Raw genomic sequence first — 16,918 nt, 5'->3', positions numbered from 1 at the left:
ATGACGCCTCTGAGCGGGTAAACTTAGACTGTGCACTGCTCCTGCTCCACTGCCTGCGCCTCGACCACCGCGATCGCGGTGATGTTGACGATGCCGCGGGCCGTCACGGACGGGGTGAGGATGTGCGCGGGCTTCGCCGGACCGATGAGGATGGGACCGACGGGCAACGAATCCGCGAGGATCTTCGTGAACTGGAAGGCGATGTTGGCCGCGTCCAGGTTCGGCATGATCAGCACGTTCGCCTCGCCCTTGAGGCGCGAGGCCGGATAGACCCGCTCGCGGATCATTTCCGACAGCGCCGCATCCGCCTGCATTTCGCCGTCGACCTCGAGCTCGGGTGCGCGCTCACGGATGAGCGCCAGGGCGTCGCGCATCTTGATAGCGGAGCGGGTATCCGCCGCGCCGAAATCCGCATGCGAGAGCAGTGCGATCTTCGGCTCGATGCCGAAACGCCGGACGTGGCTGGCGCAGGCGATAGTCATATCGGCGATGGCCTGCGAGTCCGGATCTGGCTGGACATGGGTGTCCGCCAAGAAATACGCCCCCTTCGACGTGATGACGAGGGACAGGGCCGCCAGCTCATGAACGCCTGGTGCGAAGCCGATGATGTCCTTGATGTGCTTGAGGCGGGACTGGAAGCGTCCTTCCAGGCCGCAGACCAGCGCATCCGCATCCCCGCGCTTGAGCGCCAACGCACCGATGACAGTGGTGTTGGTGCGGACAAGGGTTTTCGCCGCATCCGGCGTAATGCCCTTGCGACCGGCCGCTTCCACATAAGAGGCAACGTAGTCGCGGTAGCGCGGATCGTCTTCCGGGTTTACCAGCTCGAAATGCCGCCCGATTTCCATGGACAGGCCGAAGCGCTTGATGCGCGCCTCGACCACGTTCGGACGTCCGATCAGGATCGGCTTGGCGATGCCTTCCTCGACGATCACTTGCACGGCGCGCAGCACGCGCTCATCCTCACCCTCGGCGTAAATGACCCGTTTCGGATCGGCCTTCGCCTTGGAGAAGAGCGGCTTCATGATGAAGCCGGAGCGGAAGACGAAGCGCGCGAGCGAATCCGTATAGGCCTCCAGATCCTCCAGCGGCCTCGTCGCCACGCCGGAATCCATCGCTGCCTTCGCGACAGCCGGAGCGATGCGCAGAATCAGGCGTGGGTCGAACGGGCTCGGAATCAGGGACTTGCGACCAAAGGGGTGAGCCTCGCCGCCATAGGCGCGCGCCACGACCTCGGACGGAGCTTCCCGCGCCAGGCCGGCGATGGCCTTCACGGCGGCTGCCTTCATCGCCTCGTTGATGGTCGTCGCCGCCACATCGAGCGCGCCGCGGAAGATGTAGGGGAAGCACAGGACGTTGTTGACCTGGTTCGGGTAATCCGAGCGTCCCGTGCAGATCATCGCGTCGGGCCGCGCGGCCTCCGCCTCTTCCGGCATGATTTCCGGATAGGGGTTCGCCAGCGCCATGATGAGTGGGCGCGGAGCCATTTTGGCCAGCAATTCGGGCTTCAGGACGCCGCCGGCGGAAACGCCGAGGAAGACATCCGCATCGGTGATGATGTCAGCCAGCGTCCGGGCATCGGTCTTTTGCGCATAGATCAATTTCCACCGGTCCATCAGCGCCTCGCGGCCCTCATAGACGACGCCTTCGATATCCGTGACCCAGATGTTCTCGCGCTTCGCGCCGAGCGACACCAGCAGGTTGAGGCAGGCGAGTGCTGCAGCGCCCGCGCCGGAGGTGACGATCTTCACATCGCCGATCTTCTTGCCGGCGAGCTCAAGGGCATTGGTGACGGCTGCGCCCACGATGATCGCGGTGCCGTGCTGATCGTCGTGGAAGACCGGAATGCCCATGCGGGCCTTCAGGCGCTCCTCGACCTCGAAGCATTCGGGAGCCTTGATGTCTTCGAGATTGATGCCGCCGAAGGTCGGCTCAAGAGCGGCGATGACCTCGACGAGTTTATCGACGTTCTTTTCCGCCACTTCGATGTCGAAGACGTCGATGCCGGAGAATTTTTTGAACAGGACCGCCTTGCCCTCCATCACGGGCTTGGAGGCGAGCGGACCGATATCGCCAAGGCCCAAAACCGCCGTGCCGTTGGAAATGACGGCCACGAGGTTCTGGCGGGAGGTGAGGTTCGCCGCTTCCGACGGATCGGCGGCAATCGCCTCGCATGGGGCGGCCACACCCGGCGAATAAGCCAGCGCCAGGTCGCGCTGGTTACCAAGGGGCTTCGTGGGCTGGATCTCGAGCTTTCCGGGGCGTGGGTAGCGGTGGTAGAAGATCGCTCCCGATTTCAGATCCTGCGAGATGTTGTCACCCATCCCTAACGCTCCTTGCACCAATCGCCGTTGTTCTTTCGTCTGCGGTCCTTGTGCGCGCCTTACCCCCTTACGTCAACGCTCTTGTGCCGCGATGGAGAATGACTCATGAGGCTGCGCCACCGCCTGAAGAATTGGAAGAACCCGCACAACCAGACCCGGCTGCATCTCGCCCGATTGGCGGAGCGCTACGGCTATGACATTGGCGAATTCTCTTACGGCCGGCCCAAGGTGCGCTTCCCCGAGTCAGGAACGAAACTCACCATCGGGCGCTATTGCTCGTTTGCCGACAAGGTCGAGATCCTGCTCGGTGGCAATCACCGAATGGATTGGGGCACGACCTATCCCTTCTCCGCCCTCCCCGACCTGTGGCCCTCGGCTCCCAAGACCGACGATTACCATTCCTCGCGTGGGGACGTGACCATCGGGCACGACGTGTGGCTGGGGTCGGGGGCGATCATCCTTTCCGGAATCACCATCGGCCACGGGGCCGTCGTCGCCGCCCATGCGGTCGTGACGAAGAACGTGCCGCCCTACGCCATCGTCGGCGGCAACCCGGCGAAAGTCATCCGCAAGCGCTTCGACGAGGCGACCGTCGAGGCCCTGCTCGAAGCCAAGTGGTGGGACTTACCGCGTGAAAAGATCGCAACGCTGATCCCGCTCTTGCAGAGCGACCGGATCAGGGAGCTTATCGCGGCGGTCAGGGTGCTGCGGGCTCAATCGTCCTGAGCGTCCGCCGCCCCAGGGCCTTCGCCTTAAGGGCGAGGGCCGGTTTCTCGATTGCCGCCCATGAGATTGCGGCGACAGCAAGCGTGATGACCAGCGCGGGCGCGAGCAGAACCAAGGGTGCTGCCGCCGGCAGGAGCGCGTGCAGACTCTGCTGGATCGGCCAGCCATAGAGATAAGTGCCGTAGGACAAATCCGCCTTGGGCTCGTACGACCAGCGCGTGACCAAGGGTGCGAGTGCGAGCCAAAGCACCCCATAGGCCGACATGACGAAAAGCAGCGTCTTGTAGAGGAATGTCCCATCGGCGAGCCATGTGGCCACGAGGAGAGCCACGAGGAGCGGCCCCGACAAGCGGGCGCGGTCGCGCCACACATAGAGCGCGCCGCCGAAGGCGAAGATCAACGGCAGGCGAAGCGTGGTCTCGACGCCCTTGGGCATATCGGGCCAAAACAGGCTTAACGCGATGAGCGCAACGGCGAGGCCTACCACCAGCGCGAGCGCAGCGGCTCGGGAGCGCAACAGGCCGACGAGGCCGAGAGCCAGCACGCCGACATAGCACAGGACCTCATATTTGAGGGTCCAGACGGTCCCCATCGGGAAAGTGAAAGGGTTGTTCTCGAACACACCCGGCAGGGCGATGTTGCTCTTGAAGCTCGTCAGCGTCGCGCCGATGAAGCGGCGCAGGTCTGGGCTTTGCAGGTAGTCGAGCAGCGGCAGATGCGTCATCGCACCGCCGAGGATGAGCGCCACCGCGAGGGTCGCGACGATCAGACCGGGCGCGATGCGCAATGTCCGGGCGATCACGTAATCGCGCCAGCCGCGCCGGTCGAAGCTCATGGTGACGAGGAAGCCGGAAATGGCGAAGAAGCCATTCACCGCGTGCTCGCCGAGCGTAAACCCGGTCGAGGTCGCGAGCGGCTCATCGGTCACCGTGCCGGTGGTGACGCTGAAGGCATGAGAGAGCACGACGGCGACCGCGAGAGCCAGACGAAGCACGGCGAAGTTGTTGCGGTTGTGCCCCATGGCCGCGGAGACGGTCGGAGCGCGCGTGAGGAAGGCCAGAGCTTTCATGAAAGCCCTTCCTGCTTGAGCGCCGTCTTGCCGCGCATATATGCCAAGGCTCCGGCGGCCGAGCCGCCATAGCGCTCGATGAGCGCGCGCCGGCCGGTAAGCGCGACGCCCAGCGTCTTCAATCCATTGACGATGAACATGCCGGCGGCCGGGCTATAGAGGCCGTATTTGTGGCTGACATAGGCCCGCGACCACGCCTGATGCCAACGCGACTTGAAGACCAGCCCGGGCTTGGGCGCGCTGGAGCGCCCGCGCCCATGAAGCACTGTCGCCTGAGGTACATAGACGAGCGCCGCCTGGCTGTCCGTGATGCGGCGGCAGAGATCATCGTCCTCATAGAACAGGAAGATGCTTTCATCGAACCCGCCGAGCTTCAGGAAGACTTCTCGGCGGACGAGGAAGCACGCACCGGAGAAGAACGGCGCGCAGGCCTCACCGGCAGGGACGGCGAGTTTGCCGGTCGGATTTTCGAGATAACCCGCCAATAGCGAGCGCGGTTGATAGAAGACGCGGCCGTTCGGCTCGACGACCTTGGGCGCGAACAGCGCGGCGTCGGGATAGCGGTCGGCCGCGTCGAGTAAGGCGGCCACCGTTCCGGGTTGAACCACCACATCCGGATTGACGATGAGCACGAACTCGCTGTCCGCCGCCCATGCACCGATGTTGTTGGCCCGGCCGTAGCCCTCATTCAGCGCATTGCGGATGACGCGTGCGCCGAGGCGCTCGGCAACGGCCGCGCTGTCGTCGCCCGACGCATTGTCGACGACGATCACCGCGACCTCTTCCGCCCTCAAAGCGCCGAGGCACTCCGGCAGCGCTTCCGCGCTGTCGAAGGCGACGACGATGGCGGTGACCGAGTGCATGGCTTTAAGCTCACTTCTCCTGCACGTTCAGGCGGATATGCAGCTCACGGAGCTGCTTGGGCGTCACGTCGGAAGGGGCCCCGAGGAGCAGGTCTTCGGCCCGCTGGTTCATCGGGAACAGCGTGATCTCGCGCAGGTTGATCGCGCCGCAGAGCAGCATCACGATGCGGTCGATGCCCGCCGCCATGCCGCCGTGCGGTGGTGCGCCATACTGGAACGCGCGATACATGCCGCCGAACCGCTCCATGACTTCCGTCTCGCCATAGCCGGCGATTTCGAATGCCTTCACCATCCGGTCAGGACGATGGTTGCGGATCGAGCCCGACGCCAGCTCGTAGCCGTTGCAGACCATATCATACTGCAGAGCGGTGATCTTGAGGATCTTGTCCTTGTCCGACAGGTCCAGCGCCATGAAGGCGTCGTGGTCCATGTTGGCCATCGAGAAGGGGTTGTGCGAGAAGTCGATCTTCTTCTCGTCCTCGTTCCACTCGTATTGCGGAAAGTCGGTGATCCAGCAGAGGGCGAACTGGTTCTTGTCGCCAAGACCTAGCTCGTCGCCGATGCGGACACGCGCCTTGCCGGCGAGCGATGCGGCCTTGTCCTCATTGCCGGCGGAGAAGAACACCGCGTCGCCCGCCTTCAGGCCGGCCTTGTCGCGAATGAGCTTCTGCACCTCGTCCGGGATGAACTTGGCGATGGGGCCCTTGCCGATGATCTGGCCGCCCTCTTCCTCGAACACCACATAACCGAGGCCCGGCGCACCTTCCGTGCGGGCCCAGTCGTTGAGCTTATCGAAGAACGAACGCGGCTGCGAGGCAGCGCCGGTCGCGGGAATGGCGCGCACGACACCGCCGCCCTTGATGACGTTCTTGAACGCGTTGAAGCTCACGTCGTCGCGCGCGAACTCATCCGACACGTCGACGATGACGAGCGGGTTACGCAGGTCAGGCTTGTCGGAGCCGTATTTCAGCATCGCCTCGAAATAGGGAATGCGCGGGAAGACTTCCGTCACCGGCTTGCCGTCCGCGAATTCCTTGAAGGTATCGCGGATCACCGGCTCCATGGTGCGGAAAACGTCTTCCTGCGTGACGAAGCTCATTTCCACGTCGAGTTGGTAGAACTCGCCCGGCAGACGGTCGGCGCGCGGATCCTCGTCGCGGAAGCAGGGCGCGATCTGGAAATAGCGATCGAAACCCGAAATCATGATGAGCTGCTTGAACTGCTGCGGAGCCTGCGGCAGCGCGTAGAACTTGCCCGCATGCAGGCGCGACGGCACCAGGAAGTCGCGCGCGCCTTCCGGCGACGAGGCCGTCAGAATCGGCGTCGTGAACTCGAAGAACGCGCTTTCCTTCATGCGGCGGCGCAAGCCGTCGATGATCGCGCCGCGCTTCATGATGTTGTTGTGCAGCTTCTCGCGGCGCAGATCGAGGAAGCGGTAGGTGAGACGGGTCTCCTCCGGGTATTCCTGGTCGCCGAACACCGGCATCGGCAGCTCGGCCGCCGGGCCCAGCACTTCCATCTCGGTGATGTAGACTTCGACCATCCCGGTCGGCAGTTCCGGGTTCTCGGTGCCCGCCGGACGCTTGCGCACCTTGCCGTCCACGCGCACGACCCATTCGGAGCGGACGGTCTCGGCCAGCTTGAAAGCCGGGGAATCCGGATCGATCACGCATTGCGTCATGCCGTAATGGTCGCGCAGGTCAATGAACAGCACGCCGCCGTGGTCGCGGATGCGATGGCACCAGCCGGAAAGGCGGGTGACCTGGCCGACATCGGATTCGCGGAGCGCGCCGCAGGTGTGGGAGCGGTAACGGTGCATGGGGGCGGACATAATTCTACGAGCCTGCTCGGGTTTAAGTGTTTGGCGCAACATTCATGGCAGCCGGGGGATGTCAAGGCACAAGGCAGGATCGAGCGCGCCCTCGCACCCGCATAGGGCGGAAATTGGGGCTGGTCCCGGATGGCTGGAGGGTCAAAGCGAGGGCTATGCGTTAGTCGGGTTGCCAAGAGCTGGAAGCGCTAACTTGGCTTGAGCAGAAATAAATGGTGCTTCGCCTGGAATCGAGATTGAGGCGCCTATCGGCCAACCAAAAAGCATTCCGGTCCGACAGCCCCCCAACAAAAGCACTTCTAGCTTTGCTCATTATAAACCAAGGCAAACATAAGCAAGTTGGCACTTTAATTGCCATGCCAACTCGCCGATAAAACAAGTAAACAGCTAAGCTAAGCTCATCATTTACTTTGAAGCAAAAGCTATGGCCTGGTAGCGTCGTAGCTGCTGTTGCCTGAATTGCCGCCGTGGGAGTACCACATAAGCCAGGGATCGTAAGTGCAAACGCCCGTAAAGCCATAATCCATAGGCCAAGGGCTGCCGTCGTCTATCTGCGCCTGTGGCTTCGCGCCGCCAACCGCAAACGCCAGATCGGTGTCTTCAAGCTCGACAATTTTCATCTCGCTTTTCGTGCTCATTGTACCTTGCCTCCTGAACAGGTCGCCGAAGACCGGGACAACCTTCCTTTAAGGCCGCCCGCGAACACCAGATGCTCCGGCCCATCATGGCAATGATATTGCATTGCTTTTTCGAGAGATCGTCAATTGCCCCTCTGATTGAATCGGAGAGGCAACGCGCAATTAGCGGTATTCTTTGGTCGAGGACATGCGGCACGTGCCGCATTCGGAGCAGCTTTTCCAACCCGGAGACGCCACAGCTGGAACGCCGAACGCCCGGTATGGAATACCGGGCGTGAATTGATGAGCACAAAGCTTTCTAAAAAAAGAGAAGTTCCTTAGCAGACCGGAACGGGACAGGTCCGAACCTTATCGACGTCTCTCTTCGTTTCGATCGCTTCTTTTCGCAGGTCCGCCTGGCTCCACTCGCTTGCGCCAGGGCAGAAGGTCTTCATCCAGTCCATCCAGGCCTCAACGGAAGAGCCACAAGGAAGAAACGGGCCCGTACAGCTGTAGCCGGGTGCATTGGCCCAAGTCATATCCAGCCCGGTTTGCGAGCCCTTGGTTCCGGCGTCCTCTTTCCCCTTCCCACCTGAGACGATGTGCAGGTCTTCGTCACGAAGCTCTTGAATCATTATTTTTCCCCATTTTGGAAACCAGCCAGGCGTACATTTTCGCCAAGCAATGCAATATTGTTATGTTAACCAACCCGACGGTGTGTGAGCGCGCACACTTCGAGCGCATCTCAATTGCAAGGGGCCGGGTTTTATGAAACGACATATCGAAACATAAACAGAAGTTGGGGCGCTTGAATTTTCCCTTTTTTCGTCCGCAGGTTGCCGAAGCGACCGCCGCTGAGGTTTCGGCCGCATCCGTTCCGATAGCGCCGATTTCCTGGCATCTGCTGGGAAGCTTTCTCGTTGCGGTGACGACGGCCCTTGTCATCTTCATCAGTAGCGCTGAATACGCGCGCAAAGAGACTGCGGCCGGCTCCCTCATCACAACCGATGGCGTGGTGCGTGTTTCTGCAGGACGCGAAGGCGTCGTCACCGGTCTTCGGGTGAAGGAGGGCGATCAAGTCGCCGCCGGCCAGCCCCTTTTCACGATCGGCGTCCGGAACGGACTGGAAGGAGGCGGCTCGCTCCACGCGAATCTCATTCAAAGCATCGATGCACAGATTCAGCTCATCAAGGAACAAATCGCTGTCGATCCCGCCAGGGTCGCCAATGAGACCGTTCGTCTTGCAGCGGCAATCCAAAGCGTAAGGGCTCAGCGAGAGGCAATCGCGGCTCAGCGGCGTCTCCAGGCGGAACGTGTCGACGGAGCCGAGGAGCGCAGGCAGACCTTGCTTCAGCTCTATCAAAAGGGGAGCGGAACCAAGGTTGCCCTGCAAGACCAGGAGGGGATCCTTCTCGCACACCGTCAAAGCGTCGCCGAACTGGATCGCCAAATGGCCTCCGTCGAGCGGGATCTCGAACAGGCACAGCTGCAGAAAGAACAGCTCCCCGTGCAACAAAGCGAGCGCCTATCGCAGCTGCGTCTAGGTCTGGCGGACAGGGAGCGTCAACGCGTCGAAGTGGAGGCTCAGCGGGCTCAGGTCGTCCGCGCGCCCATCGGGGGGCGGGTGACGGCATTGCAAATCGGCGACGGTCAGATCGTCGATGCCAATCGCCCTCTCCTGACGGTCATTCCGGACGGGCACGAATTGCAGGCGGAGTTGTTCGTCCCCAGCCGCGCCATCGGTTTCGTTGAACCCGGGCAGCGCGTGCGGCTGATGATCGACGCCTTTCCCTACCAGCGCTTCGGAGCATACAGCGGCACGGTCGACGCGGTCTCGCAAGCGATCCTTGCGCCCAGCGAGGTTTTCGGACGCGTTCCGCTCAAGGAGCCGACCTACCGGGTCATCGTTCGCCTCGACCGGCAGACCATCGACGCCTTTGGACGCCAAGTTGCGCTCCAGCCCGACATGACGGTGCAGGCAGACATCGTGCTGCAAGCACGATCACTCGTCGCATGGCTTTTCGAACCTCTTCTCAGTGTCCGGGGGCGACTGTGAACGTGTTGAACAAAATCGACTTTTTCGGCGCGCCCAGACTGCCGACGATCTTGCAATCCGAAGCCGCGGAATGCGGCCTCGCCTGCCTTGCGATGATTGCGACCTATCACGGCTGCGAAGTTGATCTCATCAGCATCCGGCGCAAGTTCTCGACCTCGGTCAGGGGCGCCACTCTCAAGGACGTGCTCGCCATGGCGAGACGCCTCGGGATGACCGGACGCGGGCTGCGCCTGGAACCGGAGCAACTCAAAGACATCGCCACGCCCTGCATCCTGCATTGGGACATGAACCATTTCGTGGTGCTCAAGACAGTGAAAGGGCGGCGCGTCACGATCCACGATCCGGCCACCGGCGTGCGAACTTACACCCTCGACGAGGTCGGACACCACTTTACGGGAATAGCCCTGGAGCTGACGCCGACGACGAGTTTCGAAAAGAAGAAGGACGTCTCGAAGCTCGCACTCTCATCCCTATGGGGCCGCTTGACGGGCATCAAGCGCGCCTTAGGCCAAGCTCTCCTGCTCTCGGCGGTGTTGCAGATCGTCGCGCTGGCGAGCCCCTTCTACATGCAGCTCGTTGTCGACGATGCCGTCATGAAAGGCGATCGCAGCCTTCTGACCGCGCTCGCCATTGGTTTTACCTTGTTGCTCCTCATCAACGTCGGCACGAGCTGGCTGCGCTCGCAGGTGTTGATGTTCTTGGGCAACGCCCTCAGCTTCCAGATGAGTGCCAATCTGTTTCATCACCTGCTGCGCCTGCCCCTGGAATGGTTCGAGAAGCGACACATCGGCGATGTCGTGTCGCGCTTCGGCGCAACAGGACCGATCCAAAGTCTGATCACGCAGGGTCTGATCGGCGCCATCGTCGATGGTGTCATGGCCGTGGCGACGCTGGCCATGATCCTCATTTACAGCCCCATTCTGTCACTCGTCGTGTTCGCGGCCCTCGCGCTCTATGCGCTGCTCAGGATCGCTTCCTATCACCTGTTCCGACGGACGCAGGAGGAGGTCATCGAAGCCGGAGCCAAAGAAAGCACGACCTTCATCGAAACGGCGCGCGCCATCCAAAGCATCAAGATTTTCGGACGCGAGGCCGACCGGGAAGCGCTCTGGCAGAACCGGCGGGCAGCAACTGTCAACAAAGGCATCAAGCAGGCCCGTATGTCTCTGGGCTTCAGTACGGCGAACCAGCTGCTCTACGGCTTGGAAAATGTCCTTGTCGTCTATCTCGGTGCCCGGGCCGTCGTCGCAGGCGATCTGTCCGTCGGCATGCTCTACGCCTTCATGTCCTACAAGGAACAGTTCCTCAGCAAAGCGACCGGCTTGATCGAGATGGCGATCGAATACCGGATGCTGGACCTGTACGTGACCCGTTTATCCGATATCGCGCTGACGAAGCAGGAGCCGGGGTACGATCAGCAGAGCGCACTCATCGAGCCGCAGATCGAGGGCGCGATCGAGCTGGAGGACATTTCCTACAATTATTCTGAGACTGAGCCCGAGGTGCTTTCGGGGGTGAACTTCAAGGTGGAGCCCGGCGAGTTCGTGGCCATCACCGGCCCGTCCGGTGGCGGCAAGACGACCCTTCTCAAGGTCATGCTCGGATTGTTCGCGCCGAAGACGGGGAGCGTGTTGATCGATGGCGTTCCACTGCATCACATGGGCGTCCAGGCCTTCCGCTCGAAGATCGGCGTGGTGATGCAGGACGACCAACTGCTCTCAGGGACGATTGCCGAGAATATCTGCTTCTTCGATGCGCATCTCGACATGGAATGGCTGCGCCGCTGCGCGAGCATGGCGCGGATCGACGACGAGATCATGGCCATGCCCATGAACTACAACACGTTGATCGGCGACATGGGCATCGCCCTGTCCGGGGGGCAGCGCCAGCGCGTGCTCCTGGCGCGGGCGCTGTATCGCCGTCCCCGCATCCTGTTCATGGACGAGGGCACGTCGAGCCTCGACATCAACAAGGAGCGGGAGGTCAATGGCGCTCTTTCCCAGCTCAACATCACCCGCATCGTCATCGCCCACCGCCCGGATACGATTCGGGCAGCGGACCGAATCGTCGAGCTTCGAGACAAGGCGGTTTTCGAGCTGAGGGAAATCGGGTCTCTCCCTCGGGAGGACAAATTTCCTCGCAAGGCGGAGGCGTTGGAAGCTATCTAGGTTGTAGACTCATAAGCTCGAAGCCACAGTCGCATTGCAGTAATCCCAGGGGGAGAAGCTTGATGATTGATATATTAAAGATATTTTCGGCATTTGCTTTGGGTTACCTTTTAGGCAGCCTTAATACAGGAGTGATTGCAGGGAAAATATACGGCAAGGACTTAAGCAGCCACGGAAGCAAAAGCGCCGGACTTACCAATACCCTGAGAGTACTTGGGAAGACTGCTGCGGCGTTTGTTCTTGCGGGAGATATTTTGAAGGGGATAATTGCCTGTATTATAGGATTGCGCATCGGCGTCTATGTTCATTCGGGAGAGACTATAGTTTGCGCAAGCCTTTTAGCAGCGGGCGCGGGAGCGGTTATCGGGCATAACTGGCCGGTGTATTTTGGCTTTAAAGGGGGCAAGGGAGCACTTACAGCGGCGGCTGTAATGTTTATGCTTAACTGGGTTATGGCCCTTATATGCCTTGGCATTTTCCTGATAATAGTAAGATTAACCCGTTATGTTTCTTTAGGCACGATATGTGCCACAATATTTTTTGTGGCTATTTCATTTATACCTGTTTTTGGAAATACTTTTTATTTTCATATCTTTGCGTTCCTGATGGCGTTCATCGTTATTTTTAAGCATAGGGAAAATATAAAAAGGCTGCTTTCAGGAACAGAAAATAAACTTACTTTTTGATATTTTCGCGGCGTTGAGCATGTCGTCAAAACATAAAATTTGGAATTAGGTTGCCCCGTCGCCCCGTGTATCTACGACTTCGACAATAGGATGAATGCAGCGCACTTCGCTGCTGTCGAGAATCGCTTCGCCCCCTGACCGGCCGGTCAAATTTTTATGGGCTCACCGCCTAATTCCACTGCGGAGTGGCCTCATCGCCGCACTTGGGCTAAGAGACATTCTCATGGAATTGATCACCTCGACCGACGCCCTCGCCGCAATCTGCGCCCGCCTCGCGACCCATCCGTTCGTCACCGTCGACACGGAATTTTTGCGTGAGACGACCTATTATCCCAAGCTCTGCCTGATCCAGATGGCGGGACCCGATCCGGCGGATGCCTGCCTCATCGACCCCTTGGCCGAGGGAATCAGCCTGGACCCGTTCATGGCGCTCATGGCCGACCAGAGCGTGATCAAGGTTTTCCATTCCGCCCGGCAGGACCTGGAAATCGTCTGGAACCTCGGCAACCTCGTGCCGGCCCCCCTCTTCGACACGCAGATCGCAGCCATGGTCTGCGGTTATGGCGACTCGGTCTCCTACGAGCAGCTCGTCAATGATCTCGCCAAGGCGCGCGTGGACAAGTCCTCTCGCTTCACCGACTGGTCGCGCCGCCCCCTCACCGAGGCGCAACTCACCTATGCCCTCTCGGACGTCACCCACCTGGTGAATGTCTATGAGGCGCTGATGGCGCAGCTTGAGAAGAACGGCCGCCTCGAATGGCTCAGCGAGGAAATGGCGATCCTCACCTCGCCCGAGACCTATCAGGCCGACCCGGAAAACGCCTGGCGGCGGCTCTCCGGCCGCCTGCGCAAGGCGAAGGAAGTCGCGGTGCTCATGGAAATAGCGGCGTGGCGCGAGCGCGAGGCGCAGAACCGCGACGTGCCGCGCGGGCGCATTCTCAAGGACGACGCCCTCATCGACCTCGCCACTTCGGCTCCGCGCAGCGTCGAGGCGTTGGGCCGCCTGCGCTCCATCCCGAACGGCTTCGAGCGTTCGCGCACGGGCGGTGAAATCCTGGAGGCGGTCGAGCGCGGCCTTGCCCGCGACTCAGCCACCGTGCCGATGCCGGAACGCTCCCGCGGGCGCGGCGGCAGCGGCTCGGTCGTCGAACTGCTGAAGGTGCTCCTGAAAGCCATCGCCGAACAGGAGGGCGTCGCGCCGAAGATCATCGCCACCGTCGAGGAACTAGAGGCCATCGCTGAGAGCGACACGGCGGAAGTCCCCTCCCTGCACGGTTGGCGGCGCGCGCTGTTCGGCGAAAAAGCTCTCGCGCTGAAGAACGGTGAACTCGGGCTGGCCTTGGAACGCGGACGCGTCAAGCTTCGGCATATCAACGTGGTAGAGGCAAGCTGACGGAAGGTGTTTGCTTGATCCGCCATCCCTTCACCTCTCCCGCGCGGGCGAGAGGTCGAGTGGAGCGAGGGTGAAGGTCGCGCTCTCCGGGGAGGCCTGCACCTCCTCACCCTAGGAGAGGGGGATTTGCGGCGTTTCCCAGCCTATGTCCGTCACCGGGGGCAGCCCGGCGATCTGCCCCGGCCTTCAGGGAAGAAGCCCCTTCAACCGCAGCAGCCCGAGCGCCGCGACCGTCGCGGCATCCTTGATCGCGCCTTCGAGGATCATTGCGTCCACCTCGGCGATCGGGAAAGCGCGGGAGATCATGTCCTGCTCTTCGCGCTCGCGGGCGGCGTCACCCGCCTCGAGCCCCTGAGCGAGATAGATGTGGTAGCCTTGGGTCGAGTAGCCGTAGCATTCGAACAGATGGCCGATATGGAGCATGGTCCTAGCGGTCAGCCCCGTTTCCTCGTGCAATTCGGCGCGGGCGAGGTCCAGCGGGTCGGTATCCGGGGCGTGCTCCCATGAGCCTTGAGGGAGTTCCCAATAACGGCCTTGAACAGGGTAGCGATATTGCTCGACGAGGTGGATGACGCCGTTCTCGACGGGCACGATCACGGCGAAGTCGGATTTCTCGACCACGCCGTAGATGCCCTGCGACCCATCCCGCAGAGCGATGGAATCCTCGCGGACCCGCATCCAACGGTTTTCGTAGACGATGCGGGTCGCAGTGGTTTTGATGGCGGGCACTATCGCATCCTCAAGCGGCGGGAATTCGGAGATCCAAATTCCGCCGCCCGCTGGGACACGGCAAGGGTTTGGCTAGCATTGAGGGCGTCTTAGCGCCCGAAGATACCCTTGAAGAATTGGGCCATCTTGTTGTTCTTCTTCTTGCGGTCCACGTCGGCCTGGCTCTTGACCCAGGCGATCTGGATGACGCGACGCTCGCCCGAGAAGGGAAGATGGCCGTGCCATGATTTGTCGGAGCGCAGGAAGGCGAACATGGTGCCCATGGTCGGCGGCACTTCGAGCTTGTAGCGCTCGTAATCCTTCTCGTCATAGAGAACACGCAGACGGCCGCCGTCATCCTTCTGCCACTCCTCGTTCATGTAAACGAGCATGGTCATGACCTTTGACGGGCCGTCTGTGTGGATCGCGCCGTATTTGGGCTGCGAGCGCTTCATGATGGTGGTCAGGCGCGGATATTGATGGAGGTCCTGCCCGAACTTACGGGACAGCGCTTCCGTGAGTTCAGGCCCTTCGAGTTCATCGATAAGCTGCTTGAACTTGCCCTGCAGCTGGACTTCGTCGACGGTCAGATATCCCGGCTTCGTGATATCGGGGAAGTCGCTGCGGATCTCGTCGATGGCGGCCTTGTTCAGAAAGTCCGAAGCCAGAACGAAATCGTAGGGATCGCGCGACACTTCCGCGTCTCGAACGGAAGCAAGATTAATCAGACTCATCATATTCTCCCACCCAGCCCATATTGCTCAGGTTGCAACGTCAGCTTTACGCTGCTGACGCGGCTGTAAAATTGCATCCGCGACCATAAAGGTCAAACGGCTATCTCTGAACAAACTTTGGTCGAAATAAGCCCGAAACAAACAAGAAAATTTGCCGGGTCTTATCAAAGGCAGCCTGCAACTCACGGGCGCGCCACCGCCACACCTCGCGACTTGGGGCTTCAGCGAAGGATCTCGATCGACGGTTCCAGATTGAGAATCTTGCCCAGGGCCCGAACGCGCCCCGAGAGGCGCTCGTTGGCCAGGGCCTCCATCGCGGAAGGAAGTCGCAGGACGACCTGGCCGTTGCGGGCGACGAGCGGCGCTTGCGGAAGAATGCCGCCCATCGCCACGGACACGGGGTAGGCGATCCGCATCATGGCGGCGAGCAAACGCGCGCGCTCCATCAGCCGTGATCCAGCCAGGACTTTGATCCGCGAACCGACCTTGTCGGGGGAAAGGCCTTCGTGGCGGAAGAAGATCGACAACGCGAGATAGGCCCGGCCCGGATGGTCGAGCCCGACGAAAGCGCCATAGGCGATGAGGTTGAGGCTCTGCTCGCCCCGATAATCGGGATGGGCGCGCCAGCCGATATCGGCGAGAAGGCACGCCGCGTGACGCAGGCGGTATTCAGTCTCGGTCTCCGGCAGACCCAGGCTTTCGATGAACGCATCGGTCCAGCCGCAAAGCTCCTCGCCATGGCGGGGCGACCGGGAGCGCAGAAGATTGAGCGCGCCCGCGGCCGACAGCAACGGATCGCGCCGACGCGTCTGTTCGTCGAGCTTGTCGAACAGCAGCCCCTCGCGCACGCCGTGTGCGGAGATAGCGACCTCCTTCGGGCGGCCGAGACGGATGATTTCCTCCAGCAGGATCGCGCCATAGACGAGCAGCGGACGGCGCGCCTCAGCGATGCTTTCAATGTCCTTGAGGGCTTTGGTGTCGACCTCCTCCACGAGGTGCAGGAAGTCGAGCCCGTCATCCGGATTGATGACATAGCCATGCATCACATGGAGCGGATAGTCCCGCGCCGCTTGGTGCAACCGGGCCACGGCGCGCCAGGTGCCGCCGACGGCGTAGAAGGTGCGGCCTTGCAGCTTTTCGAGATATTCCGGTGCACGCGCCAGGGCAGCGCGGACGATCTTCTGTGCCTTCTTCAGCGAACCGCCGCTGAGATCCTGCAGGGCGAGGCCGCCGAGGGGCATGGTGACGCCCTCCCCGACGCTGAAGCCATTGACGTCGACCAGTTCCAGGCTGCCGCCGCCCATATCGCCGACGATGCCGTCCGGCGCATGAAAGCCCGAGACGACGCCGAGCGCGGAAAGCTGCGCCTCCTTTGCCCCTGACAGCAGATTGATCTCGCGACCGCAGGCCAAGGTGGCGGCCTCGAGAAAGGCCGGGCCGTTCGAGGCGTCACGCGCGGCGGCGGTCGCCAGCACATAGACCTCCGAGACGTGCATGGTCTCGCACAACACCTTGAACCGGGCGAGCGCCCGGAGGGCCCGCTCCACGGCGTCGTCGTCGAGACGGCCCGTCGTCGCCACATGGCGCCCGAGGCCGCAAAGCACCTTCTCGTTGTAAATCGGGGTCAGCGCGCGCGCCATGCCCTCATAGACCACGAGGCGCACCGAGTTGGAGCCGATATCGATGATGGCGACGGGACGGCCGATCTTGAGCCGTCCCTGAGCCTCGAGCCCGACAGCCATG

At 61.5% G+C, this 16,918-nt stretch carries 14 protein-coding genes; 5 read left to right on the top strand and 9 right to left on the bottom strand.

The window, feature by feature from the left end; all coding sequences use genetic code 11:
- Nucleotides 1–23 precede the first annotated feature (23 nt).
- Nucleotides 24–2,324: an NADP-dependent malic enzyme gene (locus tag I2H38_RS03145; protein WP_196270328.1), complete on the bottom strand. Its 2,301-nt coding sequence runs from the start codon at nucleotides 2,322–2,324 to the stop codon at nucleotides 24–26.
- A 105-nt stretch (nucleotides 2,325–2,429) separates the two neighbouring features.
- On the opposite strand from I2H38_RS03145, the gene I2H38_RS03140 reads away from it, so the two are divergent.
- Nucleotides 2,430–3,050, top strand: coding sequence for a CatB-related O-acetyltransferase (locus tag I2H38_RS03140; RefSeq protein WP_196270327.1), 621 nt, complete (start codon nucleotides 2,430–2,432; stop codon nucleotides 3,048–3,050).
- Here I2H38_RS03140 and I2H38_RS03135 read toward each other — a convergent pair.
- The 5 genes from I2H38_RS03135 to I2H38_RS03115 all read right to left on the bottom strand — a co-directional run bounded on the left by I2H38_RS03135 (nucleotide 3,022) and on the right by I2H38_RS03115 (nucleotide 8,065).
- A complete protein-coding gene (locus I2H38_RS03135) occupies nucleotides 3,022–4,119 on the bottom strand; it encodes an acyltransferase family protein (protein WP_196270326.1) in 1,098 nt (365 codons plus the stop codon). The genes I2H38_RS03140 and I2H38_RS03135 overlap by 29 nt on opposite strands.
- Nucleotides 4,116–4,982: a glycosyltransferase family 2 protein gene (locus I2H38_RS03130; RefSeq protein ID WP_196270325.1), complete on the bottom strand. Its 867-nt coding sequence runs from the start codon at nucleotides 4,980–4,982 to the stop codon at nucleotides 4,116–4,118. The genes I2H38_RS03135 and I2H38_RS03130 overlap by 4 nt, the downstream gene beginning before the upstream one ends.
- A 10-nt stretch (nucleotides 4,983–4,992) precedes the next feature.
- Nucleotides 4,993–6,801, bottom strand: coding sequence for an aspartate--tRNA ligase (gene aspS / locus I2H38_RS03125; protein WP_196270324.1), 1,809 nt, complete (start codon nucleotides 6,799–6,801; stop codon nucleotides 4,993–4,995).
- Nucleotides 6,802–7,235: 434 nt separating this feature from the next.
- Complete coding sequence (locus tag I2H38_RS03120; protein ID WP_196270323.1) at nucleotides 7,236–7,451, bottom strand: hypothetical protein; 216 nt, start codon at nucleotides 7,449–7,451, stop codon at nucleotides 7,236–7,238.
- A 317-nt stretch (nucleotides 7,452–7,768) separates the two neighbouring features.
- Nucleotides 7,769–8,065: a hypothetical protein gene (locus I2H38_RS03115; protein WP_196270322.1), complete on the bottom strand. Its 297-nt coding sequence runs from the start codon at nucleotides 8,063–8,065 to the stop codon at nucleotides 7,769–7,771.
- Nucleotides 8,066–8,355: 290 nt separating this feature from the next.
- On the opposite strand from I2H38_RS03115, the gene I2H38_RS03110 reads away from it, so the two are divergent.
- From I2H38_RS03110 to rnd, 4 genes are all read left to right on the top strand, one after another.
- Complete coding sequence (locus I2H38_RS03110) at nucleotides 8,356–9,486, top strand: HlyD family secretion protein (protein WP_324617344.1); 1,131 nt, start codon at nucleotides 8,356–8,358, stop codon at nucleotides 9,484–9,486.
- Nucleotides 9,487–9,488: 2 nt separating this feature from the next.
- Nucleotides 9,489–11,654, top strand: a complete 2,166-nt coding sequence (locus I2H38_RS03105; protein WP_210324649.1) for a peptidase domain-containing ABC transporter — start codon at nucleotides 9,489–9,491, stop codon at nucleotides 11,652–11,654.
- A 62-nt stretch (nucleotides 11,655–11,716) separates the two neighbouring features.
- Entirely contained in the window at nucleotides 11,717–12,340 is a 624-nt protein-coding gene (gene plsY / locus I2H38_RS03100; protein ID WP_196270319.1) for a glycerol-3-phosphate 1-O-acyltransferase PlsY, read from the top strand.
- Nucleotides 12,341–12,563: 223 nt separating this feature from the next.
- The gene (rnd, locus tag I2H38_RS03095; protein WP_196270318.1) at nucleotides 12,564–13,733 is read left to right on the top strand and encodes a ribonuclease D; all 1,170 of its coding nucleotides are present in this window, start codon (nucleotides 12,564–12,566) and stop codon (nucleotides 13,731–13,733) included.
- Nucleotides 13,734–13,919: 186 nt separating this feature from the next.
- Here the strand turns inward: rnd and I2H38_RS03090 are convergent, their stop codons facing one another.
- The 3 genes from I2H38_RS03090 to ppx all read right to left on the bottom strand — a co-directional run bounded on the left by I2H38_RS03090 (nucleotide 13,920) and on the right by ppx (nucleotide 16,917).
- Nucleotides 13,920–14,462, bottom strand: a complete 543-nt coding sequence (locus I2H38_RS03090; RefSeq protein WP_324617334.1) for an NUDIX hydrolase — start codon at nucleotides 14,460–14,462, stop codon at nucleotides 13,920–13,922.
- Nucleotides 14,463–14,551: 89 nt separating this feature from the next.
- Nucleotides 14,552–15,175 carry a 2OG-Fe(II) oxygenase gene (locus tag I2H38_RS03085; protein ID WP_196270601.1) on the bottom strand — a complete coding sequence of 208 codons (624 nt, stop codon included), beginning with the start codon at nucleotides 15,173–15,175 and terminating at the stop codon, nucleotides 14,552–14,554.
- Nucleotides 15,176–15,396: 221 nt separating this feature from the next.
- Nucleotides 15,397–16,917, bottom strand: coding sequence for an exopolyphosphatase (gene ppx / locus I2H38_RS03080; RefSeq protein WP_196270317.1), 1,521 nt, complete (start codon nucleotides 16,915–16,917; stop codon nucleotides 15,397–15,399).
- Nucleotide 16,918: the final 1 nt, after the last annotated feature.

The organism is Microvirga alba (genome assembly GCF_015694465.1).
Lineage (GTDB): Bacteria > Pseudomonadota > Alphaproteobacteria > Rhizobiales > Beijerinckiaceae > Microvirga > Microvirga alba.
Note: the sequence above shows the minus strand (reverse complement) of the source record. Positions and strands in the feature narration are given on the sequence as shown.

Excerpts from the sequence above, each read along its gene's own strand:
- I2H38_RS03145 (WP_196270328.1), bottom strand. The coding sequence starts at position 2,324 with ATGGGTGACAACATCTCGCAGGATCTGAAATCGGGAGCGATCTTCTAC.
- I2H38_RS03140 (WP_196270327.1), top strand. The coding sequence starts at position 2,430 with ATGAGGCTGCGCCACCGCCTGAAGAATTGGAAGAACCCGCACAACCAG.
- I2H38_RS03135 (WP_196270326.1), bottom strand. The coding sequence starts at position 4,119 with ATGAAAGCTCTGGCCTTCCTCACGCGCGCTCCGACCGTCTCCGCGGCC.
- I2H38_RS03130 (WP_196270325.1), bottom strand. The coding sequence starts at position 4,982 with ATGCACTCGGTCACCGCCATCGTCGTCGCCTTCGACAGCGCGGAAGCG.
- aspS (WP_196270324.1), bottom strand. The coding sequence starts at position 6,801 with ATGCACCGTTACCGCTCCCACACCTGCGGCGCGCTCCGCGAATCCGAT.
- I2H38_RS03120 (WP_196270323.1), bottom strand. The coding sequence starts at position 7,451 with ATGAGCACGAAAAGCGAGATGAAAATTGTCGAGCTTGAAGACACCGAT.
- I2H38_RS03115 (WP_196270322.1), bottom strand. The coding sequence starts at position 8,065 with ATGATTCAAGAGCTTCGTGACGAAGACCTGCACATCGTCTCAGGTGGG.
- plsY (WP_196270319.1), top strand. The coding sequence starts at position 11,717 with ATGATTGATATATTAAAGATATTTTCGGCATTTGCTTTGGGTTACCTT.
- rnd (WP_196270318.1), top strand. The coding sequence starts at position 12,564 with ATGGAATTGATCACCTCGACCGACGCCCTCGCCGCAATCTGCGCCCGC.
- I2H38_RS03085 (WP_196270601.1), bottom strand. The coding sequence starts at position 15,175 with ATGAGTCTGATTAATCTTGCTTCCGTTCGAGACGCGGAAGTGTCGCGC.
- ppx (WP_196270317.1), bottom strand. The coding sequence starts at position 16,917 with ATGGCTGTCGGGCTCGAGGCTCAGGGACGGCTCAAGATCGGCCGTCCC.